The sequence below is a fragment of the Paraburkholderia sp. GAS334 genome, assembly GCF_050436625.1.
Taxonomy (GTDB): Bacteria; Pseudomonadota; Gammaproteobacteria; order Burkholderiales; family Burkholderiaceae; genus Paraburkholderia.
This window is the reverse complement of record NZ_JBNDMO010000020.1, coordinates 119,402-134,926: the sequence shown is the minus strand read 5'-3', so window position 1 is coordinate 134,926 and position 15,525 is coordinate 119,402. Positions and strand designations below refer to the sequence as shown.

Genomic DNA, 15,525 nt, shown 5'->3' with positions numbered 1-15,525 from the left:
ATCGCTTCACCAGGAATCATTTGTAGAATGCAATTGACGTCCTGCCAGACGGCAGGTCTCTATCTGCCTTGCACACAAAAATTCAGACACTCCCTACAGGCTGTTCACCTGTAACCCTTCGAGTTCCTCAATTGGGCAATTCGAGCCTACCGCGGCCGGATCGCCCCCCTCAAAACATGCAACGTGGACCTAACGTTGAGTGCTGTCTGAGGATAAGCGCGAAAATCTAATCATTTCCGTGCATTCGAGTCCAGCTAACCCGGCAATAGTCCAATGATTTCCGTTTCCCTGCACAACCTACAAGATCAAACGTCAATATTCCCCGCCCTAAGCGCATTCGACTCAATGAACGCTCTCCGCGGCTCAACATCATCGCCCATGAGCGTGGTGAAGATCCCATCAGCGGCGATAGCGTCTTCGATCTGCACACGAAGCAAACGACGCACAGCCGGATCCATCGTCGTTTCCCAGAGCTGCCCAGGATTCATCTCGCCCAAGCCTTTGTAGCGTTGCTTGGAAACATTCCGTTCAGCATCAGCAATCAACCACTTCATAGCGCTCTTGAAGTCGGTCACAGCCATGCTGCGTTCACCACGCTTGATCACCGCACCAGTCCCGATCAACCCCTTGAACGTATTAGCGGTGTTAACAAGCTGCTGATAATCCGCCGTCAGCTGAAACTCTTCGTCCAGAACAGAAACCTTCTGATTCCCGTGATGCGTCCTCGATACCTTAAGCGAACGCAACTCACGCACCGGGTCATACATCGCCGACACGGTAACTTCCGGCTTCAAAGGATCATCCCGCAACTTAGCCTCAAGCGCCTTAGCAGACGCTTCTGTGGAAGCCTCACTAGAGAGGTCAATCAAAACCCCATCCATAACCGCCTCAAGCGCCCCAGCGTCATACAACCGGCTCAACCGATCGACCACAGCCTGCGCGAGCAAATAAGAACGCGCCAGCTCACCCAAAGCATCCCCAGCAATAGGCGTAGCCCCTTCCGCAGGCAAAAGCTCCGAGCCGTTCAGCGCAAGCTTCAACATATGCGCATTCAGATCAGCCGCATCCTTCAAATACCGCTCATCCTTCCCAGCCTTAACCTTATACAAAGGCGGCTGCGCGATATAGATATACCCGCGCTCGATCATCTCCGGCATCTGACGATAGAAGAACGTGAGCAACAGCGTCCGGATGTGCGCGCCGTCCACGTCAGCATCGGTCATGATGATGATGCGGTGATAGCGCAGCTTGTCGAGGTTGTAGTCTTCCTTGCCGATGCCACATCCCAAAGCGGTAATCAGCGTCACGAGCTGCTCCGAAGAAAGCAGCTTGTCATAGCGCGCCTTCTCGACGTTTAGCACCTTGCCGCGCAGCGGCAAAATCGCCTGAAACTTCCGGTCACGCCCCTGCTTCGCCGAGCCACCCGCCGAGTCACCCTCGACGATATAGATCTCCGACTTCGCCGGATCCTTCTCCTGACAATCCGCGAGCTTGCCCGGCAGACCGACGCCATCCAGCACGCCCTTGCGTCGCGTCATCTCACGCGCCTTACGCGCCGCATCCCGCGCGCGCGCCGCATCGACGATCTTCCCGCAAATGATCTTCGCGTCGTTCGGCGTTTCCAGCAGGAATTCTTCGAGCGCCTTCGCCACCACATCCTCAACCGGCGCACGCACTTCCGAAGAAACCAGCTTGTCCTTCGTCTGCGCGCTGAACTTCGGCTCCGGCACCTTCACCGAAAGCACGCACGAAAGCCCTTCCCGCATGTCATCGCCGGACGTCTCGACCTTCGCCTTCTTCGCCACTTCGTGATCGTTGATGTACTTGTTCAACACGCGCGTCATCGCCGCACGCAACCCGGTCAGGTGAGTGCCGCCGTCACGCTGCGGAATGTTGTTCGTGAAGCACAGCACGTTCTCGTTGTAGCTGTCGTTCCACTGCATCGCCACTTCGACGCCCACGCCGTCCTTCTCGCCGCTCACGTGGAAAATCGTCGGGTGCAGCACGGCCTTCGTCTTGTTGATGTACTCGACGAAACCCTTCACGCCGCCCACAAACGCGAAATCTTCTTCCTTGCCCGAGCGCTGGTCCGTCAAACGGATACGCACGCCGTTATTCAGGAACGACAGTTCGCGGATACGCTTCGCGAGAATGTCGTAGTGATATTCGACGTTGCCGAAGATCGTCTCGTCGGCCATGAAGTGCACTTCGGTGCCACGGTTTTCCGTATCGCCCACCACCTGGATCGGCGACACAGCCACGCCATCGATCTCTTCGATCACACGGTTCTGCGGCACGCCACGGTGGAACTCCATGAAGTGCTTCTTGCCGTCACGGCGCACCACAAGGCGCAGCCACGCCGAGAGCGCGTTCACGCACGAAACGCCCACGCCGTGCAGCCCGCCCGACACCTTGTAGCTGTTCTGGTCGAACTTGCCGCCAGCGTGCAGCTCGGTCATCACGATTTCAGCGGCGCTGCGCTTCGGATCGTGCTTGTCGTCCATCTTGAGACCGGTCGGCACGCCGCGGCCGTTGTCCGTGATCGAGATCGAGTTATCCGCGTGGATGATCACCTGGATGTCATTACAGTGGCCGGCAAGGGCTTCGTCGATCGAGTTGTCCAGCACTTCGAATACGAGGTGATGCAGACCGGTGCCGTCCGATGTATCCCCGATGTACATCCCGGGACGCTTGCGCACCGCCTCCAGACCTTCAAGGATCTGAATCGACGAGGCGCCGTAGCTGTTATCGGGTTGCGAATTGTTCAGTTCAGTCATGGATTTTTTCCGGTTCTGCGTTACTGCTGCATTGCTGCTTCGTTACTGCTCGGGACTTTTCAAAACACCATAAAAACGCCAAAGGGGCACTGCGCCCCTTGGTGTCTTCTTGTTGTTGAACGCGCTAGATACGCATCGGCATCACGACGTATTTGAATTCCTCGTTCTCGGGAATCGTGATCAGCGCGCTGGAACTGGCGTCGCCAAGGCTCACTTCCAGCATGTCGACCTTCAGGTTCGCGAGCACGTCGAGCAGATACGTGACGTTGAACCCGATATCGACGCTGTCGCCGGTGTAAGCGATTTCCAGTTCTTCCTGCGCCTCTTCCTGATCGGCGTTGGTGGACATGATCTTCAGCTGGCCCGGCTCGATGATGCAGCGCACGCCCTTGAATTTGTCCGACGTCAGAATCGCCGCGCGCTGGAGCGAGCGCTGCAGTTCTTCACGGCCGATCACAAACTTGTTCTTGTGTGTCTTCGGAATCACGCGCTGGAAGTCGGGGAACTTGCCTTCCACCAGCTTCGACACCAGTTCGACCTGGCCGAACGTGAACTTCACCTGCGTCGGCGCAATGTCGATCTTCAGCGTGTCGTCGATGTCTTCGAGCAGACGTTGCAGCTCGAGAATCGTCTTGCGCGGAATGATCACTTCCTGACGCGCAAACGACCCTTCAATCTTCATCGACGAAAACGCCAGGCGGTGACCGTCGGTCGCGACTGCCATCAGCTGGTCGCCATCCACTACCAGCAGCATGCCGTTCAGGTAGTAACGGATGTCCTGCTGCGCCATCGAGAAATGGACCATGCCGAGCAGCTGGCGGAACGTCTTTTGCGGAACCACCAGGTTCGCGCCGAAGTCTTTAGCTTGAGCGACGGTCGGGAATTCGTCCGCGGCCAGCGTTTGCAGCGCGAAGCGGCTCTTGCCGGATTGCACTGTCAGACGCTTGTCGTTCAAGGTAAGCGTGACCTGACCTTCGGGCATCGCGCGCAGGATGTCGAGCAGCTTGCGCGCGGCGACGGTAGTCGCCACCGATTCGCCGCCGACGCCGAAATCGGCATGCGTGGTGATCTGAAGCTCGAGGTCCGTCGACAGGAACGACACGTCCGGGCCGTTCTTGGTAATCAGCAAATTGGCGAGGATCGGCAACGTATGGCGGCGTTCTACGATGCCGCTCACAGTTTGCAGCGGCCTGAGGAGGTTATCGCGTTCGGTCTTGACCAGTTGCATAGAGTTCCTTCGTTATGTGACGGCCTGCGCGCCTCGTCCGGCAGCTTTGATGCGCGTGGGCCCCGCCCCCCGCTGGCTGGCGCCACGCTGCGCCAGTCACGGCGTGAAATCCGCCCGCGGCCGCCGGGCGGTTAAACCTGTATTGTGCCTTAAAACGGAACCGCTCCACTAAAATGGGGGCGAGTTCAGAAATAAACAGATCGGATTTCTCCGATCGGACACTCAACCTTTGAGTGTCTGCTCCAGAACGTGCAATTCGTGGTTGAGCTGGGCATCCTTGCTCCGCTCATCGGCGATCTTGCGCACCGCGTGCAGCACGGTGGTGTGATCGCGCCCTCCGAACAGCTCGCCGATTTCCGGCAGACTCTTCTGCGTCAGCTCCTTCGCCAGATACATCGCAATCTGACGCGGCCGCGCGATGTTCGCCGGACGCTTCTTCGAATACATGTCCGCGACCTTGATGTTGTAAAAGTCGGCGGCGGTCTTCTGGATGTTTTCTACCGAGATCTGGCGGTTCTGCACCGTCAGCAGGTCCTTTAGCGCTTCTTTCGTGACTTCGATCGAGATTTCGCGACCGTGGAACTTCGAATACGCGAGGATCTTGCGCAGCGCGCCTTCGAGTTCACGCACGTTCGAACGCAGATGCTTCGCGACGAAGAACGCGACGTCTTCATTCAGGCTCACGCCCTCGGACTGCGCCTTGCGCATCAAGATCGCGACGCGCATTTCCAGCTCGGGCGGCTCGATCGCGACCGTGAGGCCGGAGTCGAAACGCGAGATCAGACGATCGTCGATACCCGAAATTTCCTTCGGATACGTATCGCTCGTGATGATCACCTGCGCCTTGTTCGCGACCAGCGCTTCGAACGCGTAGAAGAACTCTTCCTGCGTGCGCGATTTGCCGGAGAAGAATTGAATATCGTCGATCAGCAGCAGGTCGAGCGAGTGGTAATAGCGCTTGAAGTCGTCGAACGCCTTGCGCTGGTACGCCTTCACTACGTCGGACACATATTGTTCAGCGTGGATGTAGCGGATGCGCGCACCGGCCTTGTCCATCAGCAACTGGTTGCCGATCGCGTGGATCAGGTGAGTCTTGCCGAGGCCGACGCCGCCGTACAGGAACAGCGGGTTATACGAGATGCCGGGGTTGTCCGCGACCTGGATCGCCGCGGCGCGCGCCAGCTGGTTCGCTTTACCGGTGACGAAGTTGTCGAAGGTCAGGACGGGGTTCAGCTTCGAACGCTCGTACATCGAGTCGTTTTCGCCATTGCCGCTGCCGGCGCCCGAACCCGGACGCCACGTGCGGCGCGCAGCGGCGGCTTCGTTGGCGTCGAGGCTGGGGAGGTCGAGATCGGCGTGATCGTCGGCTATTTGCATGGCCGCCGTCTGCGCGGTGTTGCCGCTGCCGGCACGCGCGGCGTGTGCAGCCTGAACGGCGCTCACGGCAGCATCAACGGCGGCGACGCCGGAATTCATCTGGGCTGACATCGGGCGCGAGGGCGCCTGCGGCGCGGGCGCGCGGACGCCGGCCTTCGGATCGAGAACGAACTGGACGTCGACCGGCGCCTGCCAGAAATCGCGCGCCAGATCGGAGATCCGGCCCGAGAACTGGCTCTTCACCCAGTCGAGCTTGAAACGGTTAGGCGCAGCGATGCGCAAGGTATTTGCAGCGGCGTCGAAGGCGACCGGGGCCAACGGTTTGATCCACGTCACGTACTGCTGGGGCGTCAGTTCACGCTCTAGCAGTGCCGAACAGTGTTGCCAGAAATCATTCATCGAGTTGCTGTAATTTTAAGCACAGCGGCCCGCGGCCGCCCTCGCCGCGAATTTCGCGACAAGGCCCGGTACAGCCGAGCGGACAGGCTCCAGGTGCTTGTGCCACAAGGGTTTGGGCAGGGCAAGCGGGCCGGAGCGGCGTGCATGATTTTTGGGAAGTAAGGCGAGATTCTACCGCCAAAAACTCCCGAAAAGGGAGTTATCCACAGGGACCGATCAAGCGGTGAGCCCGCGCCCAGCCTGTGGATCACCGCTCTAAACTATTGACGACCAAGAGAAAATCAGTTTAAATAGCGGGTTCCGCGAAAACCAATTTTTGAACCACCGGCCATTGCACTTTCCGCGATGCTCGCGCGGTTATTTCTCTGTCAAGTGAGAGCAACATGAAACGTACTTACCAACCTTCCGTTACCCGTCGCAAGCGTACCCACGGCTTTCGCGTCCGCATGAAGACCGCCGGTGGCCGCAAGGTGATCAACGCACGTCGCGCGAAGGGCCGCAAGCGCCTCGCCATCTAAGGCTGAAGCGCTGGTTTGCGATCATTGCGCGCTGTGTCCGATGCCCGCATCGCTGCGGGAACGGCAGGGGCGCCGCATCAGGGTTCAGTTCCGTTGCGAGCGCAAGCCGCCTTTCCCAAAGCCGCAAGGCTACTGAAAACGGATGAATTTTCATCCGTTTTTCGTTTGCGCCCGTGGCGCCGGTCGGCCCATTTCGTCGTCTACGGCCGGCCGACAGGCAACGAAGCGCGCCTCGGTCTCGTGATCGGCAAGAAGTACGCGCCGCGCGCGGTCACCCGCAATCTGGTGCGCCGCATCGCGCGCGAAGCTTTCCGGCTGCGTCGCGCGGAGTTCGGTGGTTGGGATGTGCTGCTGCGGCTTCATACGAAGTTCGACAGGAAGGCGATGCCCGCTGCGTCGTCGCCGCCGTTGAAAACGCTGTGCCGCAGCGAAATCGAGGAGTTGCTCAACAAGGCAGCTCGCGAAATCGCCCGCCGTCAGGCGCCGCCGGCCGAAACGCCCGCCAAGCCCGACGCGCCCGCGACGGAATGACGCCAGCGCCGCACACCCGCGCTGGCGCCGGTTGCTTCACCCCACAGCGCGGCGCAATCTGGCCGCACTTGCCATGCAAACGGTACTTTTCGCTTTACTGCGTTTCTACAAGGTTGCCGTGAGCCCTCTGCTCGGCAGCCGGTGCCGTTTTTACCCTTCCTGTTCGGATTACGCGCGCGAAGCAATCCAGTATCATGGCGCCGCGCGTGGTACTTACCTCGCCGCAAGGCGCCTGTGCCGCTGCCATCCGTTTTCTGCGGGCGGCATCGATCTCGTCCCGCCTCCCACTTCTGAAAAGCGCTGACGCGCCGTTCCATCGACACTGAGACAACGCATGGATATTAAACGCACCGTCCTATGGGTCATCTTCTTCATGTCAGCGGTCATGCTGTTCGACAACTGGCAACGCGACCACGGACGTCCGTCGATGTTCTTCCCGAACACGTCGGCCACGAAGACCGCTCCGGGCGCAGCACCGGCCACGACGACGTCTGGTACTCAAGGCGCCGAGCTGCCGCAAGCCGCAGCCGGCACAGCACCTGGCGGCGCGACGCCGCCCGCTGCGCAGGCAGCCGCCCAGCTGGTCCATTTCCGCACTGACGTCTATGACGGCGAAATCGATACGCGTGGTGGCACGCTGTCGAAGCTTTCGCTGATGAAGGAAGGCGACGGCAAGCAGCCCGACCTGTACATCACGCTCTTCGACCACACCGCGACGCATACGTATCTGGCGCGCACGGGTCTGCTCGGTGGCGATTTCCCGAACCACAACGATGTGTTCACGCCGGTTGCAGGCCAGCCGCATGAACTGACGGGCGACGCGAAATCGTTGCAGGTCAGCTTCGAATCGCCGGAGAAGGGTGGCGTGAAGGTCGTGAAGACGTACACGTTCACGCGCGGCAGCTATGTGATCGACGTCGACACGAAAATCGTCAACGTCGGCACGACGCCGGTTTCGCCTACGCTGTACATGGAACTGGTACGCGACAGCCAGCCGGTCGAAACGCCGCGCTTCTCGCACACGTTCATCGGGCCGGCGGTCTATACGGAACAGCATCACTTCCAGAAGATCGACTTCAGCGACATCGACAAGAACAAGGCGACCTTCGCGCCTTCCGCCGACAACGGCTGGATCGCGATGGTGCAGCATTACTTCGCATCCGCGTGGATTCCGACGCAGGGCGCGAAGCGCGACATCTACGTCGAGAAGGTCGATCCGACGCTGTATCGCGTCGGCGTGAAGCAGCCGGTCGCGACGATCGCGCCGGGACAGTCGGTGGACGTGCAGTCGCGTCTCTTCGCCGGTCCGGAAGAAGAGCGCATGCTCGAAGGCATCGCGCCGGGTCTGGAACTGGTGAAGGACTATGGCTGGGTCACGATCATCGCAAAGCCGCTGTTCTGGCTGCTCGAAAAGATCCACAGCTATGTCGGCAACTGGGGCTGGTCGATTGTTCTTCTGACGCTGCTGATCAAGGCTGTGTTCTTCCCGCTGTCGGCGGCGAGCTACAAGTCGATGGCGCGCATGAAGGCGATCACGCCGCGTATGCAGGCGCTGCGCGAACGCTTCAAGGGCGATCCGCAGAAGATGAACTCGGCGCTGATGGAGCTCTACAAGACCGAGAAGGTGAATCCGTTCGGCGGCTGTCTGCCGGTCGTGATCCAGATTCCGGTGTTCATCTCGCTGTACTGGGTGCTGCTTTCGTCGGTGGAAATGCGCGGCGCGCCGTGGGTTCTCTGGATTCACGATCTGTCGCAGCAAGATCCATTCTTCATCCTGCCGGTGCTGATGGCCGTCTCGATGTTCCTGCAGACGCGTCTGAACCCGACGCCGCCGGACCCGGTTCAAGCCAAGATGATGATGTTCATGCCGATCGCGTTCTCGGTCATGTTCTTCTTCTTCCCGGCCGGTCTGGTGCTGTACTACGTGGTCAACAACGTGCTGTCGATCGCGCAGCAGTACTACATCACGCGGATGATGGGTCAGGGTACGAAGAAAGCGGCCTGATGCCTTTCGCGTGAACGGTTGGCCCGCTGGCCGTCCACGATGCAGTTGATGCTGAAAAGCCGCCCGGTTTGCGCCGGGCGGCTTTTTTTTGTGCTTTTGCGGGTTCGTGGGTGCGGCTCCGCGCCGGCGTGGTGGTGGTGGCCGTCGCTCAGCGATTACACGCGTCGCCGTAAAACTGCGCGACGAGTTCGTGGATCAGATACCTGTGATGCGGCTTCAGCGCTTCGATTTTCGCGGACAGTTCAAGGGATTCGGCCGAAAGCGCGTGGGTCTCGTCGAGCGGCAACGGCTTCGGCACCGCGCGCGGCGCGTCCTCCGGCGACGGCCCGTAATGCAGCCAGTGCAGATCAACCTTGAACCACTCGGCGAGCGTCTGCAGCTTGTCATTGGTCGGGATCGTGCGGGCGCTCAGCCACTTGTGGACCGTCTGCGGCGACACCGGTTGCGCGCCGCGGTGGCGCAGGTTGAAATGCAGCGCGAGATCGGTGCCGCCCCGCAGTTTCTCCGGGGCACGGTTCATCGCGAACTTCAGGCGCTCGGCAAAAGCCGTTTTCTCTTCGATGGTGGGCATGGGCGAGATTGTGCCGTTTCGACCGCTTCCGGCCGACAACCTCGCGCGATAAATTTAGCCCGACGGCATCGAGCGCGGCCTGCGTGAGGTCGTGCGACCACGGCGCGCTCGTGTCGTTTCCCTGCCCGTTTCCGGTGGCACGTAGGATTTCACTGTCCTGGTGTCGGCGTTGAAATCGCGGGCTTAAGCCCGTTGGCTCTATCCCGATTAAGATAAATCTCGAATCGTCTTAGGCTTTCCGACCGAGGGTCGATTTCGCGCACCGGGCGAGGGCGCGCGAGATGCCCACGTTACAATGCCTGGCGTCGTGCGATCCTCGCCACGCCACGTGTTTTGTACTGTTTTCTCTTCTTCCGCCGCCATGCTCTCTACCGATTCCGATCCGATTGTCGCCATCGCTACCGCGCCCGGTCGCGGCGGGATCGGCGTCGTGCGGATCTCGTTCGGCCGTGCCGGTGAATCCGCCGCGCAACCGTTGATGCTGGCGCTCACGGGCCAGGCGCTGACGCCGCGGCATGCGAGCTACGTGCCGTTCCTCGATGGCGGCGGCAACGCGCTCGATCGCGGCATCGCGCTGTATTTTCCGGCGCCGCATTCCTACACCGGCGAGCACGTGCTCGAACTGCAGGGTCACGGCGGCCCGATCGTGCTGCAACTCGTGCTGCAACGTTGCATCGATGCGGGTCGCGCGTTCGGCCTGCGGCTCGCCGAGCCGGGCGAATTCACGCGGCGCGCCTTTCTCAACGACAAGCTCGATCTGGCCCAGGCGGAAGCCGTCGCCGACCTGATCGAAGCGAGTACCGAGGCGGCCGCGCGTTCGGCCGGCCGCTCGCTCGAAGGCGCGTTTTCGCGCGACATTCACGCGCTCGTCGACGAAGTCATCACGTTGCGGATGCTGGTTGAAGCGACGCTCGATTTCCCGGAAGAAGAGATCGACTTTCTCGAAGCCGCAGACGCCCGCGGCAAGCTCACACGTATCCGCGAGCGGCTCGCACATGTGCTGAACGAAGCGCGTCAGGGCGCGCTGCTGCGCGAGGGTTTGTCGGTGGTGCTGGCAGGGCAGCCAAACGTCGGCAAGTCGTCGCTGCTGAACGCGCTGGCCGGTGCGGAACTGGCGATCGTCACGCCGATTGCCGGCACGACCCGCGACAAGGTCACGCAGACGATCCAGATCGAAGGCATCCCGCTGCATATGATCGACACCGCGGGTCTGCGCGAAACTGAAGACGAGGTGGAGAAGATCGGCATCGCGCGCACATGGAGCGAGATTGAACGCGCGGACGTGGTGCTGCATCTGCTCGACGCGCGGGAAGGCATGACGCCGGAAGACGGCCCGATCGCGGCGCGTTTTCCTTCGGGCGTGCCGGTCGTGCGTGTGATGAACAAGTCGGATCTGACGGACGTCGCGCCTTCCGTGACCACGCTCGACGATACCGGCGGCATTGATCTGCGCGAGGTGCGGCTGTCGGCGAAGAAGGGCGACGGGATCGCGCTGCTGCGCACGGAACTGTTGCGGATCGCCGGCTGGCAGGCCGGCGCGGAGACTGTGTACCTGGCGCGCGAGCGGCATCTGATTGCGCTGCGCGCGGCGCAGGAACATCTCGCCACGGCGGCGCAGCACGCGGATCAGAATGCCCAGGCGCTGGACCTCTTCGCCGAGGAATTGCGACTCGCGCAGGAGCAGCTGAATTCGATTACCGGCGAGTTCACGTCGGATGATCTGCTTGGGGTGATTTTCAGCCGGTTCTGTATCGGAAAGTAACCGGGCCACTTCGTCTCGGTTCATTCACCCCATACTCGCCTGGCTTTGGAGTCAGGAAATCGTCGCCTATAGTGTCCCTATTATCCGCGGCGCAGGGTGGGCATATGAATGTCGAAGACGAACCGGAACGCTCACCTCAGCCGGCCCAGAGTGGCGATCCCGACAGGCGCACCATTCGGGGAAGTCGAGCGAGGGCGGAGAGGCAGTACGCGGAAGCTGAGCCGTCGCCAGCGCGAGCAGCAGCGCGTGCGCGTTTAGACCCCGCGTCGGATTCTCGAGATATGTTGATCGCTGAGCAGACTGAGAAGGAGATGATGACTCAGTACTTCGACGACCTGGAGGCTGCCAACCGATTCAAAACCTTCCTGCTGGGTAGCGGTGCCGAAGTGCCTTTCGAAGTACTCGACGGACTTGCCCGCCTGACCGACCAGTTGATCGTCAAAGACGTGCCGATGCCCCCGGAATCATATCCGCTGGCATCCATGCCCCCGGAGAGCGACTCATGACCGGGCGCCCATCACCGCAGGCACGGGCGCAGCTTGACGAGTACATCAAGATTCTTACCCGGTTGGGAGACGGGTTGAGCATCAACGATTTTCGTCGTGAGGCGATCGCTGAAGCTGCACGCACCAACGCGCGCGTGAAGGCGTTCGTATGCTGGGGGAGCGTGGTGTTCCTGATTCTTATGGTCGCGGAACTCGCAATCCCCGTCTTTATCACGGTGCCTGTGCACAGGATTGGCGTGCTTCTGGTTGTCCTCTGGGCGTTTTCTCTGGGTGGGCTCGGCGCGGTCGCGAATGCATTTCTGCACCTGTTGAAACTGGTCCCGCAACAGACGCTAAACACGTCCGATTTTTTCGAAGTTGTTGGCCGAACGATGCTGGGTTGCCTGTTCAGCACGGTGCTGTCGCTGACGCTTTTCCCCGATATCGGTCAGTTTCTGGAGTCGTTGAACGCCGCTACGGGAACGCCAAACAAGACCGCAGGCGTAACCGCGCTGGTGCCCTTTCTGCTCGGGTACAGCGTGCCGCTCGTCCTGCGCCTTCTGGACAAAACAATTCAGGCAATTGAACTGACGGTGGGAGCCGAGGACCGGCGTACGATCACCAGCGCACCGCGCCCGGGTCGCCAGGTTGGCAGACGCAGATAGGTCGCATCGCCTCGCTACGGCCTGCTTCGACCTTCAATGCCGATGCCGCATACTCCGCAGCGGATGCCGCCAGTTCATCCGCTTTGACCGCGCGACGCGGGTCTGCAAATGCCGCTCCTGCCAGAGTTCATCGGAAAACAGAAAAGCGACGATCAGTAACGGCACGACCAGAAACGCGCCCAGGATGATATTTTCAAGCACGATAACCTCCAGGATCAGCGGAGCGGCCGGTCCATCATTCCATTGTAGGCGTCGCATTCCGGATTGCATTTCCGACAGTGTGGTCCAGCCGTCAATCCATCGCAGAATCGTCCGGAAAAGGCTTGTCCCGCGTTGCTTCTAGCTTTCGACAGCGCGGCGCCTTACCCACTCCATAAGCTTTGCAAAGCATCACCCGTGCCCAACCGCATCTCCAGCGGTCTCACGAAGCCCCGCCGGCTCCGCTTTTGACCCGGGTTTCCACCACGCCAAAAGCCGCTCCCGGCAGTCAGGCATCTTTCTTATTCTGCAACTAACCCGATACTCCGCATGTTTTGATTCGTCGGTTTAATGAGTGTGTGTGCATTGCACAAAAACTGAAAAAATCTTAGTAGCCCGTTTAATTAATGCAGGAATTCAATTCGTTTAACTCACGTAAAACGCTTGCTGGATATAGCGGACAGCCAGAAATCGTTATTTTGAAGATCTGCGCCGCACCCATGGGTTTACGCGCGCTTTTTCACCGACGTCCGGACCTGTCGCAGGCTGCGACAATTCGCCACTGTTGCGAGCGCACACAAGATGTGCTTGTGTCCGTTTGCAGTTCTCCTAAAGTGCAAGATGCGGGTGTCCCCTGAAGTTAAATAGATAGCTAACCTGAGCAATTCCCCGCACGGAGGCAGAACATGAAAAAGCACGTTGCCGTTCTTTTCGCGATCGCGGGCCTTGCCGCTGTTTCTGGCGCGCAGGCGCAGGACGTCGTCATCAAGCCGCAGCAGACGATCCAGTTCCGGCCTAATTCATATGGGTGTCTGTCGAAGGAAAAGTTCGACGCCGCCGATCAACACGCGCAAGCCGGCGAGCAACAGAAGATGCAGGAATTCTTCTCCGGATACCAATGTCTTTCGACGCCGGAAAACTCCGATTTCCGCGTAGTACGCGTCGTGGGCCATGACGTCGAGTTCGTGAACGCCGGCAACGGCGACACGCAGGGACTCTGGACCAACGATCGTTTTATCAAGCAATAGCCGGTTTCCGCGTCAAGTAGAAACCTGACTGTAGTCCGAAGTGCCCGGTTTTGATAATCGGGCGATCCGGCTGCGCATTCGCAAAATGGCCTGGCATTCGTGCCCGGCCATTTTGCTTTTAGCGACTTCGCGCAACGTCATAAAAAAGCCGATGCGGTGAAACCGCATCGGCATGGCGCCTTCTCGCGAGCGCAGGATTACCCGGTTGATTTAGTGTGAGTCGCGCGGCACCGGCGCACCGCTCGATCCGACCAGAAAGTCCAGATCCGCGCCCTGGTCTGCCTGCAAGACGTGCTCGACATAGAGCTTGTAGTAACCGCGCTTCGGCAGGTCCGGCGCCTGCCATTCCGCGCGACGGCGTGCGAGTTCTTCGTCGGAAACTTCGAGATGCAGACGACGCGCTTCGACATCGAGTTCGATCATGTCGCCGGTTTTAACGAGCGCGAGCGGGCCGCCCGCAGCCGCTTCCGGCGACACGTGCAGCACGACCGCACCGTACGCGGTGCCGCTCATGCGACCGTCCGAAATGCGGACCATGTCGGTGATGCCCTTTTCCAGCACCTTCTTCGGCAGCGGCATGTTGCCGACTTCAGCGAAACCCGGGTAACCCTTCGGCCCTGCGCCTTTCAGGACCATGACGCAGTGCTCGTCGATATCGAGCGAGTCGTCGTCGACCTTCGCGTGAAGTTCTTCAATGTTCTCGAACACGACGGCGCGGCCGCGATGTTTCAGCAGCTTCGCCGTCGCCGCCGATGGCTTGATCACCGCGCCATTCGGCGCGAGATTGCCCTTGAGCACGGCAATGCCCGCCTTCGGCTTGAACGGCTCGGCAAATGTCGTGATGACCTTCTCGTCGTAATTGGGCGCGTTTTGCACGTTGTCCCAGATCGTCTTGCCGTTGACAGTCAGCGCGTCGCGATGCAGCAGGCCTTGCTCGCCGAGCTGCTTCAACACCGCGGGCAATCCACCCGCGTAGTAAAAGTCCTCCATCAGGTATTCGCCCGACGGTTGCAGGTTCACCAGGCACGGCACGTTCGAACCCAGTTCCCAGTCTTCGAGCGATAACTCCACGCCGATCCGCTTCGCGAGCGCGATCAGGTGAACCACCGCGTTGGTCGACCCACCAATCGCTGCGTTCGTGCGGATTGCGTTCTCAAACGCCTGACGCGTGAGAATCCTGTCCATCGTCAGGTCTTCGCGGACCATATCGACGATGCGTCGTCCGGCCAGATGCGCGAGCACCTGACGCCGCGCATCCACAGCCGGAATCGCCGCGTTATGCGGCAAACCCATACCGAGCGATTCAACCATCGAGGCCATCGTCGACGCCGTGCCCATCGTCATGCAGTGACCCCGCGAGCGGTTCATGCACGATTCGGCTTCGGTGAATTCTTCCTGCGTCATCGTGCCGGCGCGCACTTCCTCGGACATCTGCCAGACGCCCGTGCCCGAGCCGATATGCTTGCCGCGAAACCGGCCATTCAGCATCGGGCCGCCGGAAACCGCCAGCGCCGGCAGATTGCACGACGCCGCGCCCATCAGCAACGCAGGCGTGGTCTTGTCGCAGCCCACGAGCAGAATCACGCCATCCATCGGATTGCCGCGAATCGATTCTTCGACATCCATCGAAGCGAGATTGCGGAACAGCATGGCGGTTGGGCGAAGATTTGTCTCGCCGAGCGACATCACCGGAAACTCCAGCGGAAATCCGCCGGCCTCGTACACGCCTTTTTTCACGTACTCCGCCAGCTCGCGAAAGTGCGCGTTACACGGTGTGAGTTCCGACCACGTATTGCAGATGCCGATCACCGGACGTCCGTCGAATTCGTCGTGCGGAATGCCCTGGTTTTTCATCCACGAGCGATGCAGAAAGCCGTCGCGATCCTTCAGGCCGAACCAGGCCTGGCTGCGCAGCGGCTTCGCGTTCTTTTTAGAATCAGCCATGAAAACTCCTGTATTTATACCGTTGCAACGGGCGTGA

General features: G+C 60.2%; 14 protein-coding genes. 8 read left to right on the top strand and 6 right to left on the bottom strand.

The window, feature by feature from the left end; translation table 11 throughout:
* Positions 1 to 305: 305 nt before the first annotated feature.
* The 3 genes from gyrB to dnaA form a co-directional block, all read right to left on the bottom strand.
* On the bottom strand, positions 306 to 2,777 hold the full coding sequence (gene gyrB / locus P3T21_RS28545; RefSeq protein WP_429259304.1) for a DNA topoisomerase (ATP-hydrolyzing) subunit B: 2,472 nt from the start codon (positions 2,775 to 2,777) through the stop codon (positions 306 to 308).
* Positions 2,778 to 2,901: 124 nt separating this feature from the next.
* Positions 2,902 to 4,005, bottom strand: coding sequence for a DNA polymerase III subunit beta (gene dnaN, locus P3T21_RS28540; RefSeq protein ID WP_429259303.1), 1,104 nt, complete (start codon positions 4,003 to 4,005; stop codon positions 2,902 to 2,904).
* 222 nt (positions 4,006 to 4,227) lie between these two features.
* Positions 4,228 to 5,781, bottom strand: coding sequence for a chromosomal replication initiator protein DnaA (gene dnaA, locus P3T21_RS28535; protein WP_429259302.1), 1,554 nt, complete (start codon positions 5,779 to 5,781; stop codon positions 4,228 to 4,230).
* A 383-nt stretch (positions 5,782 to 6,164) separates the two neighbouring features.
* Here dnaA and rpmH point away from each other — a divergent pair, with 383 nt between their 5' ends.
* The 4 genes from rpmH (at position 6,165) to yidC (ending at position 8,835) form a co-directional block, all read left to right on the top strand.
* Positions 6,165 to 6,299, top strand: a complete 135-nt coding sequence (gene rpmH / locus P3T21_RS28530; protein WP_004198824.1) for a 50S ribosomal protein L34 — start codon at positions 6,165 to 6,167, stop codon at positions 6,297 to 6,299.
* Positions 6,300 to 6,323: 24 nt separating this feature from the next.
* Positions 6,324 to 6,830: a ribonuclease P protein component gene (rnpA, locus tag P3T21_RS28525; protein WP_429259307.1), complete on the top strand. Its 507-nt coding sequence runs from the start codon at positions 6,324 to 6,326 to the stop codon at positions 6,828 to 6,830.
* A 73-nt stretch (positions 6,831 to 6,903) separates the two neighbouring features.
* Positions 6,904 to 7,134, top strand: a complete 231-nt coding sequence (gene yidD / locus P3T21_RS28520; protein ID WP_133661444.1) for a membrane protein insertion efficiency factor YidD — start codon at positions 6,904 to 6,906, stop codon at positions 7,132 to 7,134.
* Positions 7,135 to 7,164: 30 nt separating this feature from the next.
* Positions 7,165 to 8,835, top strand: a complete 1,671-nt coding sequence (gene yidC / locus P3T21_RS28515; RefSeq protein ID WP_429259301.1) for a membrane protein insertase YidC — start codon at positions 7,165 to 7,167, stop codon at positions 8,833 to 8,835.
* A 148-nt stretch (positions 8,836 to 8,983) separates the two neighbouring features.
* Here the strand turns inward: yidC and P3T21_RS28510 are convergent, their stop codons facing one another.
* The gene (locus P3T21_RS28510; RefSeq protein ID WP_429259300.1) at positions 8,984 to 9,406 is read right to left on the bottom strand and encodes a transcriptional regulator; all 423 of its coding nucleotides are present in this window, start codon (positions 9,404 to 9,406) and stop codon (positions 8,984 to 8,986) included.
* Positions 9,407 to 9,767: 361 nt separating this feature from the next.
* On the opposite strand from P3T21_RS28510, the gene mnmE reads away from it, so the two are divergent.
* The 3 genes from mnmE to P3T21_RS28495 all read left to right on the top strand — a co-directional run bounded on the left by mnmE (position 9,768) and on the right by P3T21_RS28495 (position 12,318).
* Positions 9,768 to 11,168, top strand: coding sequence for a tRNA uridine-5-carboxymethylaminomethyl(34) synthesis GTPase MnmE (gene mnmE, locus P3T21_RS28505; RefSeq protein WP_429259299.1), 1,401 nt, complete (start codon positions 9,768 to 9,770; stop codon positions 11,166 to 11,168).
* A gap of 281 nt (positions 11,169 to 11,449) precedes the next feature.
* Positions 11,450 to 11,674: a hypothetical protein gene (locus tag P3T21_RS28500; protein ID WP_429259298.1), complete on the top strand. Its 225-nt coding sequence runs from the start codon at positions 11,450 to 11,452 to the stop codon at positions 11,672 to 11,674.
* On the top strand, positions 11,671 to 12,318 hold the full coding sequence (locus tag P3T21_RS28495) for a hypothetical protein (protein WP_429259297.1): 648 nt from the start codon (positions 11,671 to 11,673) through the stop codon (positions 12,316 to 12,318). The genes P3T21_RS28500 and P3T21_RS28495 overlap by 4 nt, the downstream gene beginning before the upstream one ends.
* Positions 12,319 to 12,351: 33 nt before the next feature.
* Here P3T21_RS28495 and P3T21_RS28490 read toward each other — a convergent pair whose 3' ends face one another.
* A complete protein-coding gene (locus P3T21_RS28490) occupies positions 12,352 to 12,588 on the bottom strand; it encodes a hypothetical protein (RefSeq protein ID WP_429259308.1) in 237 nt (78 codons plus the stop codon).
* Between the two features lie 614 nt (positions 12,589 to 13,202).
* Between P3T21_RS28490 and sap1 the strand changes: the two genes are divergently transcribed.
* Positions 13,203 to 13,544: a surface attachment protein Sap1 gene (sap1, locus tag P3T21_RS28485; RefSeq protein WP_429259296.1), complete on the top strand. Its 342-nt coding sequence runs from the start codon at positions 13,203 to 13,205 to the stop codon at positions 13,542 to 13,544.
* Positions 13,545 to 13,754: 210 nt separating this feature from the next.
* On the opposite strand, the gene P3T21_RS28480 is transcribed toward sap1, so the two are convergent.
* A complete protein-coding gene (locus P3T21_RS28480) occupies positions 13,755 to 15,488 on the bottom strand; it encodes an IlvD/Edd family dehydratase (RefSeq protein ID WP_429259295.1) in 1,734 nt (577 codons plus the stop codon).
* Positions 15,489 to 15,525 lie beyond the last annotated feature (37 nt).

What these genes read in the sequence shown, in the direction of transcription:
- gyrB (WP_429259304.1), bottom strand. Translation starts at nt 2,777, where the DNA reads ATGACTGAACTGAACAATTCGCAACCCGATAACAGCTACGGCGCCTCG.
- dnaN (WP_429259303.1), bottom strand. Translation starts at nt 4,005, where the DNA reads ATGCAACTGGTCAAGACCGAACGCGATAACCTCCTCAGGCCGCTGCAA.
- dnaA (WP_429259302.1), bottom strand. Translation starts at nt 5,781, where the DNA reads ATGAATGATTTCTGGCAACACTGTTCGGCACTGCTAGAGCGTGAACTG.
- rpmH (WP_004198824.1), top strand. Translation starts at nt 6,165, where the DNA reads ATGAAACGTACTTACCAACCTTCCGTTACCCGTCGCAAGCGTACCCAC.
- yidD (WP_133661444.1), top strand. Translation starts at nt 6,904, where the DNA reads ATGCAAACGGTACTTTTCGCTTTACTGCGTTTCTACAAGGTTGCCGTG.
- yidC (WP_429259301.1), top strand. Translation starts at nt 7,165, where the DNA reads ATGGATATTAAACGCACCGTCCTATGGGTCATCTTCTTCATGTCAGCG.
- P3T21_RS28510 (WP_429259300.1), bottom strand. Translation starts at nt 9,406, where the DNA reads ATGCCCACCATCGAAGAGAAAACGGCTTTTGCCGAGCGCCTGAAGTTC.
- mnmE (WP_429259299.1), top strand. Translation starts at nt 9,768, where the DNA reads ATGCTCTCTACCGATTCCGATCCGATTGTCGCCATCGCTACCGCGCCC.
- P3T21_RS28500 (WP_429259298.1), top strand. Translation starts at nt 11,450, where the DNA reads ATGTTGATCGCTGAGCAGACTGAGAAGGAGATGATGACTCAGTACTTC.
- P3T21_RS28495 (WP_429259297.1), top strand. Translation starts at nt 11,671, where the DNA reads ATGACCGGGCGCCCATCACCGCAGGCACGGGCGCAGCTTGACGAGTAC.
- P3T21_RS28490 (WP_429259308.1), bottom strand. Translation starts at nt 12,588, where the DNA reads ATGCAATCCGGAATGCGACGCCTACAATGGAATGATGGACCGGCCGCT.
- sap1 (WP_429259296.1), top strand. Translation starts at nt 13,203, where the DNA reads ATGAAAAAGCACGTTGCCGTTCTTTTCGCGATCGCGGGCCTTGCCGCT.
- P3T21_RS28480 (WP_429259295.1), bottom strand. Translation starts at nt 15,488, where the DNA reads ATGGCTGATTCTAAAAAGAACGCGAAGCCGCTGCGCAGCCAGGCCTGG.